The following is a 16502-nucleotide window of genomic DNA, read 5'->3' on the forward strand; positions in this document are numbered from 1 at the left end:
CCCATGTCCATCATGTCCACCGGGACCAGCGCGCTGATCGCCTTCCAACGGGCGTTGTCGACCGTTAGCCATAACGTCGCCAACATCAATACCGAAGGCTACAGCCGCCAACGTGTGGAATTCGCAACGCGCACGCCCACCGACATGGGCTACGCGTTCGTGGGCAATGGCGCCAAGATCACCGATGTAGGCCGGGTGGCCGACCAGCTGGCCATCTCGCGCCTGCTCGACAGCGGCGGCGAACTGTCGCGGCTGCAACAGCTGTCGTCGCTGTCCAACCGCGTGGACGCGCTGTATTCCAACACTGCCACCAATGTCGCCGGGCTGTGGTCGAACTTCTTCGACTCCACCAGCGCGGTGTCGTCCAATGCCTCCTCCACCGCCGAGCGCCAGAGCATGCTCGACAGCGGCAATTCGCTGGCCACGCGCTTCAAGCAGCTCAACGGGCAGATGGACAGCCTGAGCAATGAGGTCAACAGTGGATTGACGTCCTCGGTGGACGAAGTCAACCGTTTGACGCAGCAGATCGCCAAGATCAACGGCACCATCGGCAACAACGCGGCCAACGCGGCGCCGGACATGCTCGACCAGCGCGACGCGCTGGTGAGCAAGTTGGTGGGTTACACCGGCGGCACTGCGGTGATACAGGACGGCGGCTTCATGAATGTCTTCACCGCCGGCGGTCAGGCGCTGGTGGTCGGTACCACCTCCTCGAAACTCACCACCGTCGCCGACCCGTACCAGCCGACCAAGCTGCAGGTGGCGATGCAGACCCAGGGGCAGAACGTCAGCCTCAGCGCCAGCTCGTTGGGCGGCCAGATCGGCGGTCTGCTGGAATTCCGCAGCAGCGTACTGGAGCCGACCCAGGCCGAACTCGGCCGCTTGGCAGTCGGCATGGCCAGCACCTTCAATGCCGGCCACAGCCAGGGCATGGACCTGTATGGCGCAATGGGCGGCAACTTCTTCAATATCGGCTCGCCCATCACCGCCGCCAACCCCAAGAACACCGGCAGCGCAGCGCTGAGCGCCAGCTTCAGCAACATGTCGGCGGTCGATGGGCAGAACGTCACGCTGAGCTTCGATGGCGGCGTGTGGAAGGCCACCAGTGCGAGTACCGGCTCTGTAATCCCGATGACCGGCACCGGCACCCCGGCCAACCCGCTGGTGCTCAATGGCGTCAGCATGGTGGTGGGCGGCACGCCAGCCAACGGCGACAAGTTCCTGCTGCAGCCCACTGCCGGGCTGGCCGGCACCTTGTCTGTCGCCATCACCGACCCCTCGCGCATTGCCGCGGCCACTCCCGTCAAGGCCACCGCAACGGTCGCCAACCTGGGCAGTGGCAAGATCAGCGACGTCAAGGTCAACAATGCGCAGAATCCGGCGCTACTGACGCCGTCGTCGATCGACTTCATCGACGCCAACCAGTACACCATCGACGGCACCGGCCCGTTCGCCTACACCCCCGGTCAGACCATCAGCGCCAATGGCTGGAGCTTCAATCTGGACGGCGCGCCCAAGGCCGGCGACACCTTCGGCGTCGGCCCGATGAGCGCCGGCTCCAGCGACAACGGCAATGCCAAATTGCTGGCCAAGATCGACGACGCCAAGGCGCTCAGCGGTGGCACGGTCACGCTCAACGGCGCGCTGTCGGGACTGACCACCTCGGTGGGCTCGGCCGCGCGCGCCGCCGGCTATGCGTCGGACGCGCAGAAGGTGATCAACGACCAGGCGCAGGCCAGCCGCGACTCGATTTCCGGCGTCAACCTCGACGAGGAAGCCGCCAACATGCTGAAACTGCAGCAGGCCTATCAGGCCGCCGCACAGATGATCTCCACCGCCGACACCGTCTTCCAAGCCATCCTGGGTGCCGTACGCTGATGACCGACCGTATCTCCACCAGCATGATGTACAGCCAGTCGGTCGCCTCGATGGGCGCCAAGCAGTCGCGGCTGAACCAGATCGAATCGCAGCTCGCCAGCGGGCAGCGCCTGGTCACCGCCAAGGACGACCCGGTTGCGGCCGGCACCGCGGTGGGCCTGGATCGCGCCCTGGCGGCAATCACCCGGTTCGGCGAAAACGCCAACAACGTGCAGAACCGGCTGGGTCTGCAGGAAAACGTCCTCGCGCGCGCCGGCGATGCCATGGCGCGCGTCAATGAGCTGACGATCCAGGCCAACAGTTCCGCGCTCGCCCCCGACGACCGCAAGGCCATCGCCTCGGAACTGAGTTCGCTGCGCGACAGCATGGTGAGCCTGGCCAACAGCACCGACGGCACCGGGCGCTATCTGTTCGGCGGCACCGCCGACGGCAGTGCGCCATTCATCAAGAGCACTGGCGGGGTCACCTACAACGGCGACCAGACCCAGAAGCAGGTCGAAGTGGCGCCGGACACCTTCGTCAGCGACACCCTGCCCGGCAGCGAAATTTTCATGCGCATCCGCACCGGCGACGGCACCGTGGATGCGCACGCCAACACCGCCAACACCGGGACCGGGCTGCTGCTGGATTTCAGCCGCGATGCCAGCACTGGCAGTTGGAACGGCAGCAGCTACAGCGTGCAATTCACCGCCGCCAACACCTATGAAGTGCGCGACAGCACCAATGCGGTGGTCGGCACCGGCACCTATAAAGATGGCGAAGACATCAACGCGGCCGGCGTGCGCATGCGCATCAGCGGCGCGCCGGCGGTGGGCGACAGTTTCCAGATCGGTGCCTCCGGCACCAAGGACGTGTTCTCCACCATCGACGACCTGGTCGGCGCGCTGAATTCGGACGCGCTGACCCCGCCGCAGAAATCATCGATGATCAACACCTTGCAGTCGTCCATGCGCGACATCGCGCAGGCGTCTTCGAAGATGATCGATGCGCGCGCCTCCGGTGGCGCGCAGTTGTCGGCGATCAACAACGCCAACTCCTTGCTCGAATCCAACGAAGTCACGCTCAAGACCACCCTGTCGTCGATCCGCGATCTGGATTACGCCTCGGCCATTGGGCAGTACCAACTCGAGAAGGCCTCGTTGCAGGCCGCTCAAACGATTTTTCAGCAGATGCAGTCGTCGTCGTTGTTCAACCTGATCCGCTGATTTTGCCGCAGGAAAACTGGGTTTTCTTCGCTCCTGCGTGCGGGCACTTGCGCAGGCGGACGGAGTTTATTTCTCGAAGAGTTATACCAACGCTAAAGATTGGCGGGGTGCTGCCGAATAAACCAAACCCCTTGATAAACAACGCTTACGCTTTTCGTCCTGACGCAGAAAAACAGTAAAAAATACTGAATTTCGCTAAAGGTTCCCGACGCAACGCCGTTATTCATCTCAGCAGCGGCAACGGCCAACTTGATGGCCCCCCTGCGGAGGCTCCGGGCAAGTCCCCCTTGCCGGAAAAATCGCTTAGGAGAAATCAAAATGGCACAGGTAATCAACACCAACGTAATGTCGCTGAACGCTCAGCGTAACCTCAACACCAACAGCTCCAGCCTGGCGCTGAGCATCCAGCAGCTGTCCTCGGGCAAGCGCATCACCAGCTTCTCGGTCGATGCGGCCGGCGGCGCAATCGCCGAGCGCTTCACGACCCAGATCCGTGGCCTGGACGTCGCCTCGCGCAACGCCAACGACGGCATCTCGCTGTCCCAGACCGCTGAAGGCGCGATGCAGGAAATCGGCAACAACCTGCAGCGTATCCGCGAGCTGTCGGTGCAGTCGGCAAATGCGACCAACTCGTCCACCGACCGCGAAGCGCTGAACTCCGAAGTCAAGCAGCTGACCAGCGAAATCGACCGCGTCGCCAATCAGACCAGCTTCAACGGCACCAAGCTGCTCGACGGCTCGTTCAGCGGCGCGCTGTTCCAGGTCGGTGCCGATGCTGGCCAGACCATCGGCATAAACAGCATCGCCGACGCCAACATCGATTCGCTGGGCAAGGCCAGCTTCGCTGCCGCCGTCTCCGGCGCCGGTGTGAGCGGCACCGCCACTGCCTCGGGTTCGGTCAGCGGCATCAGCCTGTCGTTCAATGACGCCAGCGGCTCGGCCAAGAGCGTCACCATCGCCGACGTCAAGGTCGGTGCCGGCGACACTGCGGCTGACGTGAACAAGAAGGTAGCCGCGGCGATCAACGACAAGCTGGACCAGACCGGCATGTACGCCTCGATCAAGACCGACGGTACGCTGCAGATCGAATCGCTGAAGGCTGGCCAGGATTTCACCTCGCTGTCGGCCGGTACCTCCAGCGCCGCTGGCATCACTGTCGGCGCCGGCATCACCACCGCCTCGGCCGCGTCCGGCTCGACCGCTTCGACCCTGGGCAGCCTGGATATCTCCACGTTCTCCGGCGCGCAGAAGGCCCTGGAAATCGTCGACAAGGCATTGACCACGGTCAACTCCTCGCGCGCCGACATGGGTGCGGTCCAGAACCGCTTCACCTCCACCATCGCCAACTTGAGCGCGACCTCGGAGAACCTGTCCGCATCACGTAGCCGCATCGCGGATACGGACTACGCCAAGACCACCGCAGAGCTGACCCGCACGCAGATCCTGCAGCAGGCTGGTACCGCGATGCTGGCCCAGGCCAAGTCGGTTCCGCAGAACGTGCTGAGCCTGCTGCAGTAACTTGCCGCAGTCATCCAGCAACGCGTTGCAGCAAATCGAAAGCCCCTCTTCGGAGGGGCTTTTTTGTGGGTGCGGTTTTTTGACGCCGGTCGATTGGCGCGGCCGGCATGGAAGTTGCATCGGCTGAAGGTCAGCAAGACGCGTCGGCGCCACTAAAGTCCTCCCGGATGCGGCCGATACCCGTCCTGTGATCCCATGCATCCGCTGTCCGGATGCCCAGACGAGGAATGCAACATGGCATCGTTGATCAGTACTTCTGCTTCAGGACTGGATATCCCCACCGTGGTGTCCACCCTGGTATCCCGTCAGCGGGATCCGGAGCAGGCGCGCATCAACAAGGCCGGCACCGCAGCGACCACCCAACTGTCGGCCATCAGCCAGATCAAGAGCAGCATGACCACGCTCAAGTCTGCGCTGGACAAGGTTGTCAGCAGCGCCGACACCAACGCCTACAAGGCCACGGTGCCGACCGATGCCGGTTTCACCGCCACCACCACCAGCTCGGCCGCGCCCGGTAACTATTCGGTGGAAGTGGTCTCGCTGGCGACTTCGCAAAAACTCGCCTCCGGCGCGTTCACCGCCGATGCCACGGTCGGCAGTGGCACGCTGACGATCGGCTACGGCGACAACAGCGTCACCGTCGACATCAGCGGCACCGACAAGCTCACCGACATCGCTGCCGCCATCAACAAGGCTGCTGGCGGCAAGGGCGTCACGGCCAGCGTGGTGACCGCCAACGATGGCCAGCACCTGGTCTTCAATGCAGTGGATCCAGGCACCAAGGGAGCGTTGACCATCAGCGCCAGCGACCCCAGCCTGAGCAGCCTCACCTTCGGCGCCGGTGTCACCGGCGGCATGACACAGCAGGTGGCCGCTGCCGATGCGCTGGTGCGCGTGGATGGCTTCGAGCGCACTTCCAGCTCCAACACGATCAGCGACATCGTACCGGGCGTGGTGCTCAACCTGACCAAGGCCGCCGAAGGCACCAAGTTCAACCTGGGCATCGCCGCCGACACCAGCGGCCTGAAGGGCAATCTCACCGCCTTCGCCGCCGCCTATAACACCGCCAATACCTTGCTGGCCAAGAGCAGCGCGTACGACACGGTCACCAAGACCGCCTCGGCACTGACCGGCGATGCGCTGGTGCGCGGCCTGCAGCAGCAGTTGCGTGGCCAGGTCAGCGGCAACGTCAACGAGCTCAAGTCGCTGGGCCTGACCATCGACAAGGATGGCGTGATGAGCTTCGACGGCGCCAAGTTCGACACCGCCATCGCCTCCGACGGCGGCGCTGCCGCCGAGGTGCTCGGCAAGGACAGCAAGTTTGGCGCCGGCATGACCAAGCTGCTGGACAGCAACGTCAACGCCAACAACGGCACGTTGACCCTGCGCTCGGACAGCTTGAACAAGACCATCAAGGGCTACGAGTCGGACCTGGACGACCTCGATGCGCGCATGGAAAAACTCAGCGACCGCTACACCGCCCAGTTCAGCGCGATGGAAGCCATGATCAGCAAGCTGCAGGGCAGCACCAGCTCGCTTAGCAGCCTGCTCACAGGCTGATTTCCGTGATGCCGATCCTCAAGTCCCGCACGGGTGTTGCCGATACAAGAAGGGCCTATCGTGATTTCGGCCTTGCCTTCCGGCAGGAGCGTCGTCGCAGGAGCACAGCGCTCCGGACCAGCGAAGGTCAGCCCATTGAGGAGTCATCCATGTACGGTTCCAATCGTCAATATGCCGAGCAATACCGCAAGGTCGGCGTGTCCACCAGCGTGACCGAAGCCGACCCGCACAAGCTGGTCTCGCTGCTGTTTGCCGGTGCCTGCCAGCGCATCCGTCTGGCCCAGGCTTGCCTTGTGCAGGGCGACCAGGCGCGCAAGGGCAAGGCCATTGGCGAAGCCTGCGCAATCGTCGGTCACTTGAACGGCTCGCTCGATCACGAAGCCGGCGGCGAGATTGCGGGTAACCTCTCGGCCCTGTACGACTACGTCATGCAGCGCCTGACCGCCGCCAATCTGCACAACGACGAGACTGCGTTGACCGAAGCGCTGGATTTGCTCAGCGAAATCGACTCGGCGTGGAACTCCATTCCCCCCGAACAACGCGGCCTTTCCGCCGTTTCGTGAGTCCTGCCATGCATAGCGTGCAAAGCCTTCAAGCAGAAATCGCTGACCTCCGCCTGGCCATGGCGCAAGAGGAGTTCGAGGTGATGCCGCACATGCTGGACAACCACGACCTGCACCTGCGCGAGTACGCGCAGCAGGTGGACATCCAGCAGGACCGCGACGCGCTGCAGGCCTTGCTGACCATGCATCAGGATCTGATGCGGATGATGCGCGAGCGTCAGCGCAAGCTGTTGGAGCTGATCCGCGCACAGCGCACCTCTTCGTCGGCCAGCCGCGCCTACGCACGGGTCGGACGGATCTGATGACCGCACTCGGCACACTCGCGCCATCCGCCGATGCCGAGCTGTTTGCCGACACGCTCAGTTGCGAACTACAGCTGCCGGCCGGCTTCCGCGCCGGGGGCGATGCCGGTGCGCACAGCGCCGCCGAAACCCTGTTGCGCAGCCTTGGCCAGGTCGAAGACCTGCGCAGCGAGGAAACCAGCGAAGACCGCGGCGAACTGCCGTTGCTGGTGCAGCGCATGGATGCCAAACTCGACTTGATGCTGGCGCTGATCGGTCGTCTGGTGCGCCAGGGCGACAGTGGCCTGAGCCAGTGCCTGGTGCGTTGGTCGGTGCGCGGAATCCGCCTGCGTTGCGCAACCAGCCACGCATCCGGCACCACCGGCAGCGTTTGTCTGCAGCCATCCGACTGGCTCCCTGAACTCGTACAGTTTCCTGCCACCGTGCTGGCAAACGCGAGCGATGGCCACGATTTCTGGCTGTGGCTGCGGTTTGCTCCACTCGCACCGGGTCTGCAGGACGCCCTGGAACGCCACCTGTTTCGTCTGCATCGCCGTCAGATCGCCGAAGCCCGCCGCCAGCGCTGATTTCCATGGTTGGCGCGGGGCGCCGGGTCAGCTAAGGTGCTGTTTATTGAAAAAAGGTCTCTTCTGCGCCGTGCGAGTCATCATCGTCGACGATCACACCCTTGTCCGTGCCGGCCTGTCCAGGCTGCTGCAAACTTTCGCCGGCATCGATGTCGTGGGCGAGGCCAGCAACGCGCAACAAGCCCTGGACATGACATCCCTGCATCGGCCCGACCTGGTGTTGATGGACCTGTCCCTGCCCGGCCGTAGCGGCCTGGATGCCATGACCGACGTACTGCGCGCCGCGCCGCGTACGCATGTGGTGATGATGTCGATGCACGACGACCCGGTACACGTGCGCGATGCGCTCGATCGCGGCGCCGTCGGCTTCGTGGTCAAGGACGCTGCTCCGCTGGAACTGGAATTGGCCTTGCGCGCTGCCGCCGCTGGACAGGTGTTCCTGAGTCCGCAGATCTCCTCCAAGATGATTGCGCCAATGCTGGGCCGCGAAAAACCGGTCGGTATTGCCGCACTGTCCCCGCGTCAGCGCGAGATCCTGCGTGAAATCGGCCGCGGCCAGAGCAATAAGGAAATCGCTGCCGATTTGGGCATCAGCGTCAAAACGGTGGAAACCCACCGCGCACGCATGATGGAATCGCTCGGTTGCCGCCGCGCCAACGATCTGGTGCTGCTGGCGGCCAAACATCACAACGAGTTGGTCTGACGCGCCACCCTTGGCGAACGCTGTCTGGCCAACGACGATCAAAACCGTGACGGGATTCCGGCGGGCATGCTTGAGCCCGCCTGCAATGTGGGTAATTTCCCGACAGTCTGTCAGGAAAATCATGAGCCTCCTCACCTGACTCCCTGATTAGAAACCCGTCGCGTTGTCCTGCAAGATGCATTCCATCGCTGCTGCGTGCAGCGCCCTTCGGAAGCGCTTCCATGAAGACGACCATTTCCGCCCAGCTTGGCCAGCAACTGCATCTCACCCCGCAGTTGCTGCAGTCGATCCGTCTGTTGCAATTGGACGGCATGCAGTTGGAACTGGAAATCCGTCGTGCTCTGGAAACCAATCCGTTGCTGGAGTTGGAAGAGCTGGCCGATAACGGGGACGAGGCCACCACCAACGACGACGGCGCCAGCGATATCGCCGCGTTCGACGAGCTGCCGGAAAGCACGATGTGGGACGTGCAGAGCAGCAGCTGGAACGATGGCGACGAGGACCGCATGCAGCGCGTGGCCGCTGGCGAGTCCACCGACCCGCATGTGCGCATCCTGCGCGAACTGGCGATGGACCTGGACGAGGCGGCACTGGGGGCCGCTGCGTTCTGGCTGGAGCAGACCGACGACGCCGGCTATCTGACCGAAGCGCTGTCGACGCTGCAACAGCTGGGCGCCACCCGTCTGGGTCTGACCGTGCAGGCAGTGGAAGCGATCCGTCAGCGTCTGCTGCAAGGCGACCCGGCCGGCCTGGCCGCCTGCGACCTGCGCGAGTGCCTGCAGGCCCAGCTGAGCGCCCTGCCCGGCCGCGTACCGGCACGCCACCTGGCGGCGCGCATTCTCGACGGCGACCTGGAGCTGCTGGCCGCGCACGACTACGCGGTGCTGGCGCGTGCGCACGATGCCGAGGTGGACGATGCGCGCGAAGCGGTGCGGCTGATCCTGTCGCTGCAACCGCGCCCGGGTGACGATCTGCTGCAGGAAAGCAACGCCAGCGTGATTCCGGATGTGCTCGCCTGGCATGCCGACGGCAGCTGGCGCGTCGCGCTCAATCCGGCGACCACCCATCGCGTCAGCATCAACCCGGTGCACGAACGCGCGCTGGCCGAAGCCGGCGACGCAGCGCAGCCGTTGCGCGACATGCTGCAGGAAGCGCGCTGGCTGACCCGCGGCCTGTCGATGCGCTACGAGACCCTGCTGCGCGCAACGCGCGCCATCGTCGAACGCCAGGCGGCTTTCCTGGCGCGCGGCGAAGAAGCGATGGCACCGCTGACGCTGAAGGAGATCGCCGACGAAATCGGCATGCACGAATCCACCATTTCGCGCATTACCACTGGCAAATACATTCAGACCCCGCGCGGCACCTTCGAGCTCAAGCATTTCTTTGCCGTGCGGCTGGAAGGTGCCAGCGTCTCCGGCCAGGCCGTCAAGGCGATGGTGCGCCGCCTGATCGAAAGCGAGCCGGCCGGCCGGCCATTGGCCGACGAGGCCATTGCCGGATTGCTCTCGCGGCAAGGCGTTAACATTGCGCGCCGCACCGTCGCCAAATACCGCGAACAACTTGATATCGCCCCGGCACGCGAGCGCCGCCGCACCAATAAACCGCTGCTTGCCCGGGCAGGATAAGGATTACTATGAGCAAACTCACCGTGCTGCTGGTCGACGACCACGAGGGCTTCATCAACGCTGCGATGCGTCATTTTCGCAAAGTGGAGTGGCTCAACATCGTGGGCAGTGCCGCCAATGGGCTGGAAGCGATCGAGCGCTCTGAGTCGCTGCGCCCCAGTGTGGTGCTGATGGACCTGGCCATGCCGGAGATGGGCGGGCTGCAGGCCACGCGTCTGATCAAGACGCAGGACGATCCGCCGTATATTGTGATTGCGAGCCACTTCGACGATGCCGAGCATCGTGAACACGCTCTTCGCGCGGGTGCTGACAATTTTGTCAGCAAGCTGTCCTATATCCAGGAAGTCATGCCAATCCTGGAGGGCCTGACGGTAAGGAGCCAGGAATGAGTGAGTCCCGCATTCTGTTGATCGACAGTGACGCCGTGCGCGCCGAGCGCACCGTGTCGCTGCTCGAGTTTATGGACTTCAATCCGCGCTGGGTCACCGACGGCGCCGACATCAATCCTGGCCGTCACCGCCACGATGAGTGGATGGCGGTGATGGTGGGCTCGGCGCAGGATGCTGCACAGGCCGACAAGTTCTTCGACTGGCTGGCCGATGCCAAGCTGCCGCCACCAGTGCTGCTGATGGAAGGCAGCCCGACCGCGTTCGCGCAGGCGCACGGCCTGCACGAAGCCAATGTCTGGGCATTGGACACCCCCCTGCGTCACGCGCAGCTGGAAGCCTTGCTGCGCCGTGCCAGCCTCAAGCGTCTGGACGCCGAGCACCAGGCCGGCGTGCAGCAGGACTCCGGCCCGACCGGCAACAGCGAGGCGGTCACCCGCCTGCGCCGGCTGATCGACCAAGTGGCTGCGTTCGACACCACCGTGTTGGTGCTGGGCGAATCCGGCACCGGCAAGGAGGTCGTGGCGCGCGCCATCCACCAGCACTCGCCGCGACGCGACGGGCCGTTTGTCGCAATCAATTGCGGCGCAATTCCGCCGGATCTGCTGGAAAGCGAACTCTTCGGGCATGAGAAAGGCGCCTTTACCGGCGCGCTGACCACCCGCAAGGGCCGTTTCGAGATGGCCGAAGGCGGCACGCTGCTGCTGGACGAAATCGGCGACATGAGCCTGCCGATGCAGGTCAAGTTGCTGCGCGTGTTGCAGGAACGCAGCTTCGAGCGCGTTGGCGGCGGGCAGACCATTCGCTGCAACGTGCGCGTGATTGCCGCGACCCACCGCAACCTGGAAACCCGCATCAGCGACGGCCAGTTCCGCGAGGACCTGTTCTATCGCCTCAACGTGTTTCCGATCGAAATGCCCGCGCTGCGCGAGCGCGTGGACGATCTGGCCATCCTGGTGCAGACGATCGCCGGCCAGCTGGCACGCACCGGTCGCGGTGAAGTGCGCTTTGCCGACGAAGCCTTACAGGCGCTGCGCGGCTACGACTGGCCAGGCAATGTGCGCGAGCTGACCAACCTGGTGGAGCGCCTGGCGGTGCTGCATCCCGGTGGACTGGTGCGCGTGCAGGATCTGCCGGCGCGGTATCGCGGCGATTTCGCTTCGGCCATTCCGGTCGAGCTGGCGCCGGAACCGGAGCTGGCGGCCGCACAGGTGGACGTGAGCGCGTTGCCGAGCAATGTGGTGACGCTGCAGCCCAAGACCGCCGATGCCGAACCGGCCGCGACGTCCAGCCTGCCGGACGATGGCATCGATTTGCGTGGGCACATGGCCAACATCGAGCTGGCGTTGATCAACGAAGCGCTGGAACGCACCCAGGGCGTGGTGGCGCACGCCGCCCAACTGCTCGGACTGCGTCGCACCACGCTGGTGGAGAAGCTGCGCAAGTACGGCATCGATCGCGAGCAGACCGAGTTGGCCAACTGAGCGCACACGCGCGCATGTTCCGCTCGCTGGCATAGCGCTTGCTTCAGCAGGACTACTCCGTTCGCAGCTGCCGGCGGCGACGGAATCCCGACCTTCACCAGCACCTGCAGAGGCATTGATGCCCATCCCCGTCACCAGTCCGCTGCTGCCGCCACTGGAAGACTTCCTGCCCTATCTGGAGCGGATCTGGACCAGCCGCATCGTCAGCAACGGTGGCGAGATGCACCACGCACTCGAACGCGCGCTGTGCGAGTACCTGGGCGTGCCGCATCTGGCATTGCTGACCAACGGCACCACTGCCTTGATCACCGCGCTGCAGGCGCTGCGCATCACCGGTGAAGTGATCACCACGCCCTACTCGTTCGTGGCCACTGCGCATTCGCTGTTGTGGAAGAGCATCACCCCGGTGTTCGTGGACATCGATCCGATGACGCTCAACATGGACCCTTCGAAGATCGAAGCGGCCATCACCCCGCAGACCACCGCGATCATGCCGGTGCATTGCTATGGCACTGCCTGCGATACAGCTGCCATCACGCGTATCGCCGACATCTACAACCTCAAGGTGATCTACGACGCGGCGCATGCGTTTGGCGTGCGCGATGAGGGCGGTTCGATCCTGCGCCATGGCGACCTGAGCGTGCTGAGCTTTCATGCCACCAAGGTGTTCAACACCTTCGAGGGCGGTGCGATCGTCTGTCCCGACGAAAAAACCTACCAGCGCATCGGGCATCTGAAGAACTTCGGCTTCGTCGATGAAACCACGGTGGTGGCACCGGGCATCAACGGCAAAATGAATGAGATCAGCGCGGCGTTCGGCCTGCTGCAGCTTCAGCACATCGACAACGCCATCGCCCAGCGCAGCGCCATCGATGCGCAGTATCGGCAGCGGTTGAGCGACGTGCGTGGCATCCACTGTGTTGCGCGGCCCGCGCACTCCAGCCCCAATTACGCGTATTTCCCGGTGCTGGTGCAGGACGACTATCCGCTCTCGCGCGATGCGCTGTACCAATTGATGCGCGAGCACGGCATTCTGGTACGACGCTACTTCTATCCGTTGATCAGCGATTTTCCGATGTATCGCGCGCTTCCTTCGTCTGCGCCGGCATGGTTGCCGGTAGCGCGTTCGGTGGCCGCCCAAGTATTGTGCTTGCCGATCTTTCCCGGCCTGACCGCAGATCAGGTCGACACCATCGCCGACATCATCGCCGGCGAACAGGCCACATGAGCGCAGCACGCAAGACCGTGTTTCCAGACTCCCGCATCTTCAACAGGCAACCAGGCGCGATCGCATGACCCAGGCAACGTTTATCGAGAACTTCCTCTCCGCCACCGATTTCCAGGAGCCGGTGGAGGTCACGCTGGACACCGTGTTGCTCGAACTCCCGGAATGGGATTCGCTGGCCGCGCTCGGCGTGATCGTCATGTTCGACATGGAATACGGCAAGACCATCACCGGCGAAGATCTCACCGCCGCCACCACTGTGGGCGATCTCTACAAACTGACCGAGGCGTAAGCACCATGCCGACCTCCACGCTGCAGAACGTCCGCTTTGCCGGCATGGCGACATGCGTGCCCAAGCGCGTGGTGTCCAATCTCACCGACTGCCGTCCGCAGATTCGCTCCGAGCGCGAGCGCCTGGTGCGCAACATCGGCATCGAGACCCGCCGCATGGCGTCGGACTGGCAGTGTTTTTCCGACCTGGCCTTCGATGCAACTGAGGTGCTGCTGGAAAAACTGCAGTGGAAGCGCGAGGAGATCGACGCGCTGATCGTAGTGACCCAGTCGCCGGACTACCCGATCCCGGCCACCGCGATCATCCTTCAGGACCGGCTGGGGCTGTCGCATGCCACGGTCGCCTTCGACGTCAACCTGGGCTGCTCGGCCTACCCGTTCGGCATCAACCTGCTCGGCTCGATGATCGCCGCCGGCGGCGTCAAGAGGGGCCTGCTGCTGGTCGGCGACCGCAGCGCCAATCTGGAAGACCCGATCTTTTCCGACTCCGGCACCGCCACGGCGCTGGAGTTCAGTGCCGACGCCCCGCCGATGTATTTCGACCTCAACAGCGATGGCAGCGGCTACAAGGCCATCATTCTGCCGGTCGGTGGTCAACGCGAGCCGGTCGCCATGCAGCACCTGATGCCATTCCGGGAAGAACCCGACGGCCCGTGGCGCCGCGGTGTGGACCTCATCCTGGACGGCGTGGCGGTGTTGAGTTTTTCCACTCAGCGCATTCCGCCGGCGGTGCAAAAGCTGCTCGACTACACCGGTGTTTCCAAGGATGAGATCGATTACTTCGTCTTCCATCAAGCTAACCGCATGATCAATGAGACCATCCGCAAGAAGCTTGGTCTTCCGGTAGAAAAGGTACCCTCCACGCTGCGCGACTTTGGCAACTCAAGCGGCGCCTCGCTGCCGGTGACCATGACCGTGCGCATTAACAAAGAGCTGGAATCCGGACCCAAGCGCATAGTGCTGTGCGGCTTCGGCATTGGGCTTTCTTGGGGTAGCTGTCTGGTGGATATCGAGGGTGCTGTGTTTCCGGATCTAATCGAATCGTGAGTATTGCCCCCGACCCCTTCTCGCTCACCGGCAAACGCATTCTCGTCACCGGTGCCTCCTCGGGTATCGGCCGCCAGATCGCCATTTCCTGCGCCGAACTTGGTGCCCAGCTGGCGATCAGCGGGCGCGACCACGCGCGGCTGGCCTCGACCTTGGAGGCGTTGGAGGGCAAAGGGCACATTGCAATCGTGGCAGACCTTGACCGGCAGGAGGACATTGATCGCCTGGTCGCCGACGTCGGCGTGTTGGACGGGATGGCGCACGCGGCCGGGATTTCCCGGCTGGTTCCGATGCGCTTGGTCAATCGGGCGCATTTGAACGACATCTTCTCCAGCAACACATTCGCACCGATGCTGCTGACTCGTGGCCTGCTGGCTAAGAAACGCATCGCCGCGAACGGCTCGCTGGTGTTCGTCGCTTCGGTCGCCTCGCATATCGGGCCAATGGCTAGCAGCGCGTACGCGGCCAGCAAAAGTGCCCTACTCGGCATGGTGAGATCGCTGGCGCAGGAAGTTGCCAAGAACGGCATCCGCGCCAACTGCATCGCCCCGGGTTACGTGCGCACACCGCTGCTGGATGGCTTGCAGGGCAGCGGCGGCAACATGGAAACACTGTTCGAACTGACACCGCTTGGCATGGGCGAGCCGGAGGACGTCGCCTACGCCGCCGCCTTCCTGCTGGCCGATGCGAGTCGCTGGATCACGCGCAACTATTTCGTGGTGGATGGCGGCCTCACCGTGCCGATGGACATCTACGCATGAACACACCGGCACGCACTGCGTTTTCGCTCAACGGCAAAACGATCCTGGTGACGGGAGCGTCGTCGGGGCTGGGGCGGCAAATCGCCATTGCCTGCGCTCAGCGAGGCGCCCGCATCGTTCTCGCTGGACGCGACAAAGACCGTCTCGCGCAGACCCAGGCGCAGCTGCAGGGCACGGGCCACGTTGGCATGCTCGGCGACCTGACCAGCGCCGCCGATCGCGAAGCACTGGCTGCTGCAGCGGGTGCGACGGTACATGGTCTGGTGCACTGCGCTGGCATGCAGAAGCATTGCCCGATCCGGCAGCTGACCGAGGCGGCGATGACCGAGATGTATACGGTCAATTTTCTCGCTCCGGTGATGCTGACGCAGCGCCTGCTGCAGTCCAATGCCATCGCCCCGCAGGGCTCGATCATATTCATGCTATCCACTGCCGCGCACCTCGGCACGCGTGGCGTGGGGCCGTACTCGGCGATGAAAGCCGGGCTCATCGGCATCATCAAATGCCTGGCGCTCGAACAGGCCAAACGCACGATCCGGGTCAACGGCATTTCTCCGTCCGCCGTAGGCACTCCGATCTGGGGCGCAGACCAACTCGATGCGCAGAAAGCGCGGCATCCGCTGGGCCTGGGTGAACCACAGGACGTAGCCAACGCCGCAATCTATCTACTGGCCGACGCCAGCCGTTGGGTCACTGGGACCAGCCTGGTGATGGACGGCGGCTCGATCCTATGACCCACCCCGTTTTGATTATTGGCGCCGGCGGATGGGGTCGCGAGGTCCTGGCGCAGATGCAGGGCGATCCCGCATGCGGAACGCAGTGGCGTCCGGTGGGATTTCTCGACACGCGCCCGCAGCTACTGGACGGTCTGGGCTGCGACCTAACCATCGTCGGCAGCCCGCTCGCGTACCAGCCACGGGACGAAGAACGCTTCGTGTGCGCAATCGGCGATCCGCATTCGCGCCAGCGCTATGCGCAGCCATTGCTCGCGCAAGGCGCGCAATTCATTCCGATCCTCACCGGCGCGTTCCTGAGCCCACGCGTGCACATCGGCCAGGGCTGTTTCGTGTGCCACCGCGTGCAGCTCAGCCCCGACGTGTGGCTGGGCGACTTCGTCAACGTGCAGGCCAACGCCATGCTCGGCCACGATGTCCATGTCGGCGACTACGCGCAGATCGGGGCAATGACCTTCGTCGGCGGCGGCGCGCGGATCGGCGAGCGCGCCACCGTGCATCCGCACGCCACCATCCTGCCCGGTATCCGCGTCGGCGACGGTGCAGTGGTCGGTGCTGGTGCAGTCGTGGTGAAGGATGTGCCAGCGGGCGCCAGCGTGTTTGGCAACCCGGCGCGGGTCATTTACCAGAAGGATTCATGAGGAAGCCACGCCA

The 16502-nt window shown here is 64.0% G+C and carries 17 protein-coding genes; all 17 read left to right on the plus strand.

Annotation, left to right across the window (positions count from 1 at the left end):
* Positions 1–3: 3 nt before the first annotated feature.
* The 17 genes from flgK to XBLMG947_RS08925 all read left to right on the plus strand — a co-directional run bounded on the left by flgK (position 4) and on the right by XBLMG947_RS08925 (position 16489).
* Complete coding sequence (gene flgK / locus XBLMG947_RS08845; protein ID WP_065467835.1) at positions 4–1878, plus strand: flagellar hook-associated protein FlgK; 1875 nt, start codon at positions 4–6, stop codon at positions 1876–1878.
* Positions 1878–3083: a flagellar hook-associated protein FlgL gene (gene flgL, locus XBLMG947_RS08850; RefSeq protein WP_065467841.1), complete on the plus strand. Its 1206-nt coding sequence runs from the start codon at positions 1878–1880 to the stop codon at positions 3081–3083. Before flgK ends, flgL begins: the two co-directional genes overlap by 1 nt.
* A gap of 318 nt (positions 3084–3401) precedes the next feature.
* Entirely contained in the window at positions 3402–4601 is a 1200-nt protein-coding gene (locus XBLMG947_RS08855) for a flagellin (protein WP_065467843.1), read from the plus strand.
* 234 nt (positions 4602–4835) lie between these two features.
* A complete protein-coding gene (gene fliD / locus XBLMG947_RS08860; protein ID WP_065467845.1) occupies positions 4836–6161 on the plus strand; it encodes a flagellar filament capping protein FliD in 1326 nt (441 codons plus the stop codon).
* 149 nt (positions 6162–6310) lie between these two features.
* Positions 6311–6724: a flagellar export chaperone FliS gene (fliS, locus tag XBLMG947_RS08865; protein ID WP_065467847.1), complete on the plus strand. Its 414-nt coding sequence runs from the start codon at positions 6311–6313 to the stop codon at positions 6722–6724.
* 8 nt (positions 6725–6732) lie between these two features.
* On the plus strand, positions 6733–7026 hold the full coding sequence (locus XBLMG947_RS08870; RefSeq protein WP_065467849.1) for a hypothetical protein: 294 nt from the start codon (positions 6733–6735) through the stop codon (positions 7024–7026).
* Entirely contained in the window at positions 7026–7592 is a 567-nt protein-coding gene (locus XBLMG947_RS08875) for a PilZ domain-containing protein (RefSeq protein ID WP_065467851.1), read from the plus strand. Before XBLMG947_RS08870 ends, XBLMG947_RS08875 begins: the two co-directional genes overlap by 1 nt.
* Positions 7593–7662: 70 nt before the next feature.
* The gene (locus XBLMG947_RS08880) at positions 7663–8295 is read left to right on the plus strand and encodes a response regulator transcription factor (RefSeq protein ID WP_003482986.1); all 633 of its coding nucleotides are present in this window, start codon (positions 7663–7665) and stop codon (positions 8293–8295) included.
* A gap of 221 nt (positions 8296–8516) precedes the next feature.
* The gene (rpoN, locus tag XBLMG947_RS08885; protein ID WP_065467853.1) at positions 8517–9920 is read left to right on the plus strand and encodes an RNA polymerase factor sigma-54; all 1404 of its coding nucleotides are present in this window, start codon (positions 8517–8519) and stop codon (positions 9918–9920) included.
* 8 nt (positions 9921–9928) lie between these two features.
* Positions 9929–10309 carry a response regulator gene (locus XBLMG947_RS08890; protein ID WP_065467859.1) on the plus strand — a complete coding sequence of 127 codons (381 nt, stop codon included), beginning with the start codon at positions 9929–9931 and terminating at the stop codon, positions 10307–10309.
* Entirely contained in the window at positions 10306–11790 is a 1485-nt protein-coding gene (locus XBLMG947_RS08895; RefSeq protein WP_065467861.1) for a sigma-54 dependent transcriptional regulator, read from the plus strand. The genes XBLMG947_RS08890 and XBLMG947_RS08895 overlap by 4 nt, the downstream gene beginning before the upstream one ends.
* A gap of 118 nt (positions 11791–11908) precedes the next feature.
* Positions 11909–13018 (plus strand): DegT/DnrJ/EryC1/StrS family aminotransferase, encoded by a 1110-nt coding sequence (locus tag XBLMG947_RS08900; RefSeq protein ID WP_065467863.1) that lies wholly within the window; start codon positions 11909–11911, stop codon positions 13016–13018.
* 64 nt (positions 13019–13082) lie between these two features.
* Entirely contained in the window at positions 13083–13307 is a 225-nt protein-coding gene (locus tag XBLMG947_RS08905) for an acyl carrier protein (RefSeq protein WP_024939600.1), read from the plus strand.
* Between the two features lie 5 nt (positions 13308–13312).
* On the plus strand, positions 13313–14353 hold the full coding sequence (locus XBLMG947_RS08910) for a ketoacyl-ACP synthase III (protein WP_065467864.1): 1041 nt from the start codon (positions 13313–13315) through the stop codon (positions 14351–14353).
* Positions 14350–15114 (plus strand): SDR family NAD(P)-dependent oxidoreductase, encoded by a 765-nt coding sequence (locus tag XBLMG947_RS08915; protein WP_065467866.1) that lies wholly within the window; start codon positions 14350–14352, stop codon positions 15112–15114. Before XBLMG947_RS08910 ends, XBLMG947_RS08915 begins: the two co-directional genes overlap by 4 nt.
* Entirely contained in the window at positions 15111–15848 is a 738-nt protein-coding gene (locus tag XBLMG947_RS08920) for an SDR family NAD(P)-dependent oxidoreductase (RefSeq protein WP_065467868.1), read from the plus strand. Before XBLMG947_RS08915 ends, XBLMG947_RS08920 begins: the two co-directional genes overlap by 4 nt.
* Entirely contained in the window at positions 15845–16489 is a 645-nt protein-coding gene (locus tag XBLMG947_RS08925) for a NeuD/PglB/VioB family sugar acetyltransferase (RefSeq protein WP_065467870.1), read from the plus strand. Before XBLMG947_RS08920 ends, XBLMG947_RS08925 begins: the two co-directional genes overlap by 4 nt.
* Positions 16490–16502 lie beyond the last annotated feature (13 nt).

The sequence above is a fragment of the Xanthomonas bromi genome, assembly GCF_900092025.1.
GTDB classification, from domain to species: Bacteria; Pseudomonadota; Gammaproteobacteria; order Xanthomonadales; family Xanthomonadaceae; genus Xanthomonas; species Xanthomonas bromi.

Coding starts and splice junctions, on each gene's coding strand:
- flgK (WP_065467835.1), top strand. CDS start 4: ATGTCCATCATGTCCACCGGGACCAGCGCGCTGATCGCCTTCCAACGG.
- flgL (WP_065467841.1), top strand. CDS start 1,878: ATGACCGACCGTATCTCCACCAGCATGATGTACAGCCAGTCGGTCGCC.
- XBLMG947_RS08855 (WP_065467843.1), top strand. CDS start 3,402: ATGGCACAGGTAATCAACACCAACGTAATGTCGCTGAACGCTCAGCGT.
- fliD (WP_065467845.1), top strand. CDS start 4,836: ATGGCATCGTTGATCAGTACTTCTGCTTCAGGACTGGATATCCCCACC.
- fliS (WP_065467847.1), top strand. CDS start 6,311: ATGTACGGTTCCAATCGTCAATATGCCGAGCAATACCGCAAGGTCGGC.
- XBLMG947_RS08870 (WP_065467849.1), top strand. CDS start 6,733: ATGCATAGCGTGCAAAGCCTTCAAGCAGAAATCGCTGACCTCCGCCTG.
- XBLMG947_RS08875 (WP_065467851.1), top strand. CDS start 7,026: ATGACCGCACTCGGCACACTCGCGCCATCCGCCGATGCCGAGCTGTTT.
- rpoN (WP_065467853.1), top strand. CDS start 8,517: ATGAAGACGACCATTTCCGCCCAGCTTGGCCAGCAACTGCATCTCACC.
- XBLMG947_RS08890 (WP_065467859.1), top strand. CDS start 9,929: ATGAGCAAACTCACCGTGCTGCTGGTCGACGACCACGAGGGCTTCATC.
- XBLMG947_RS08895 (WP_065467861.1), top strand. CDS start 10,306: ATGAGTGAGTCCCGCATTCTGTTGATCGACAGTGACGCCGTGCGCGCC.
- XBLMG947_RS08900 (WP_065467863.1), top strand. CDS start 11,909: ATGCCCATCCCCGTCACCAGTCCGCTGCTGCCGCCACTGGAAGACTTC.
- XBLMG947_RS08905 (WP_024939600.1), top strand. CDS start 13,083: ATGACCCAGGCAACGTTTATCGAGAACTTCCTCTCCGCCACCGATTTC.
- XBLMG947_RS08910 (WP_065467864.1), top strand. CDS start 13,313: ATGCCGACCTCCACGCTGCAGAACGTCCGCTTTGCCGGCATGGCGACA.
- XBLMG947_RS08920 (WP_065467868.1), top strand. CDS start 15,111: ATGAACACACCGGCACGCACTGCGTTTTCGCTCAACGGCAAAACGATC.
- XBLMG947_RS08925 (WP_065467870.1), top strand. CDS start 15,845: ATGACCCACCCCGTTTTGATTATTGGCGCCGGCGGATGGGGTCGCGAG.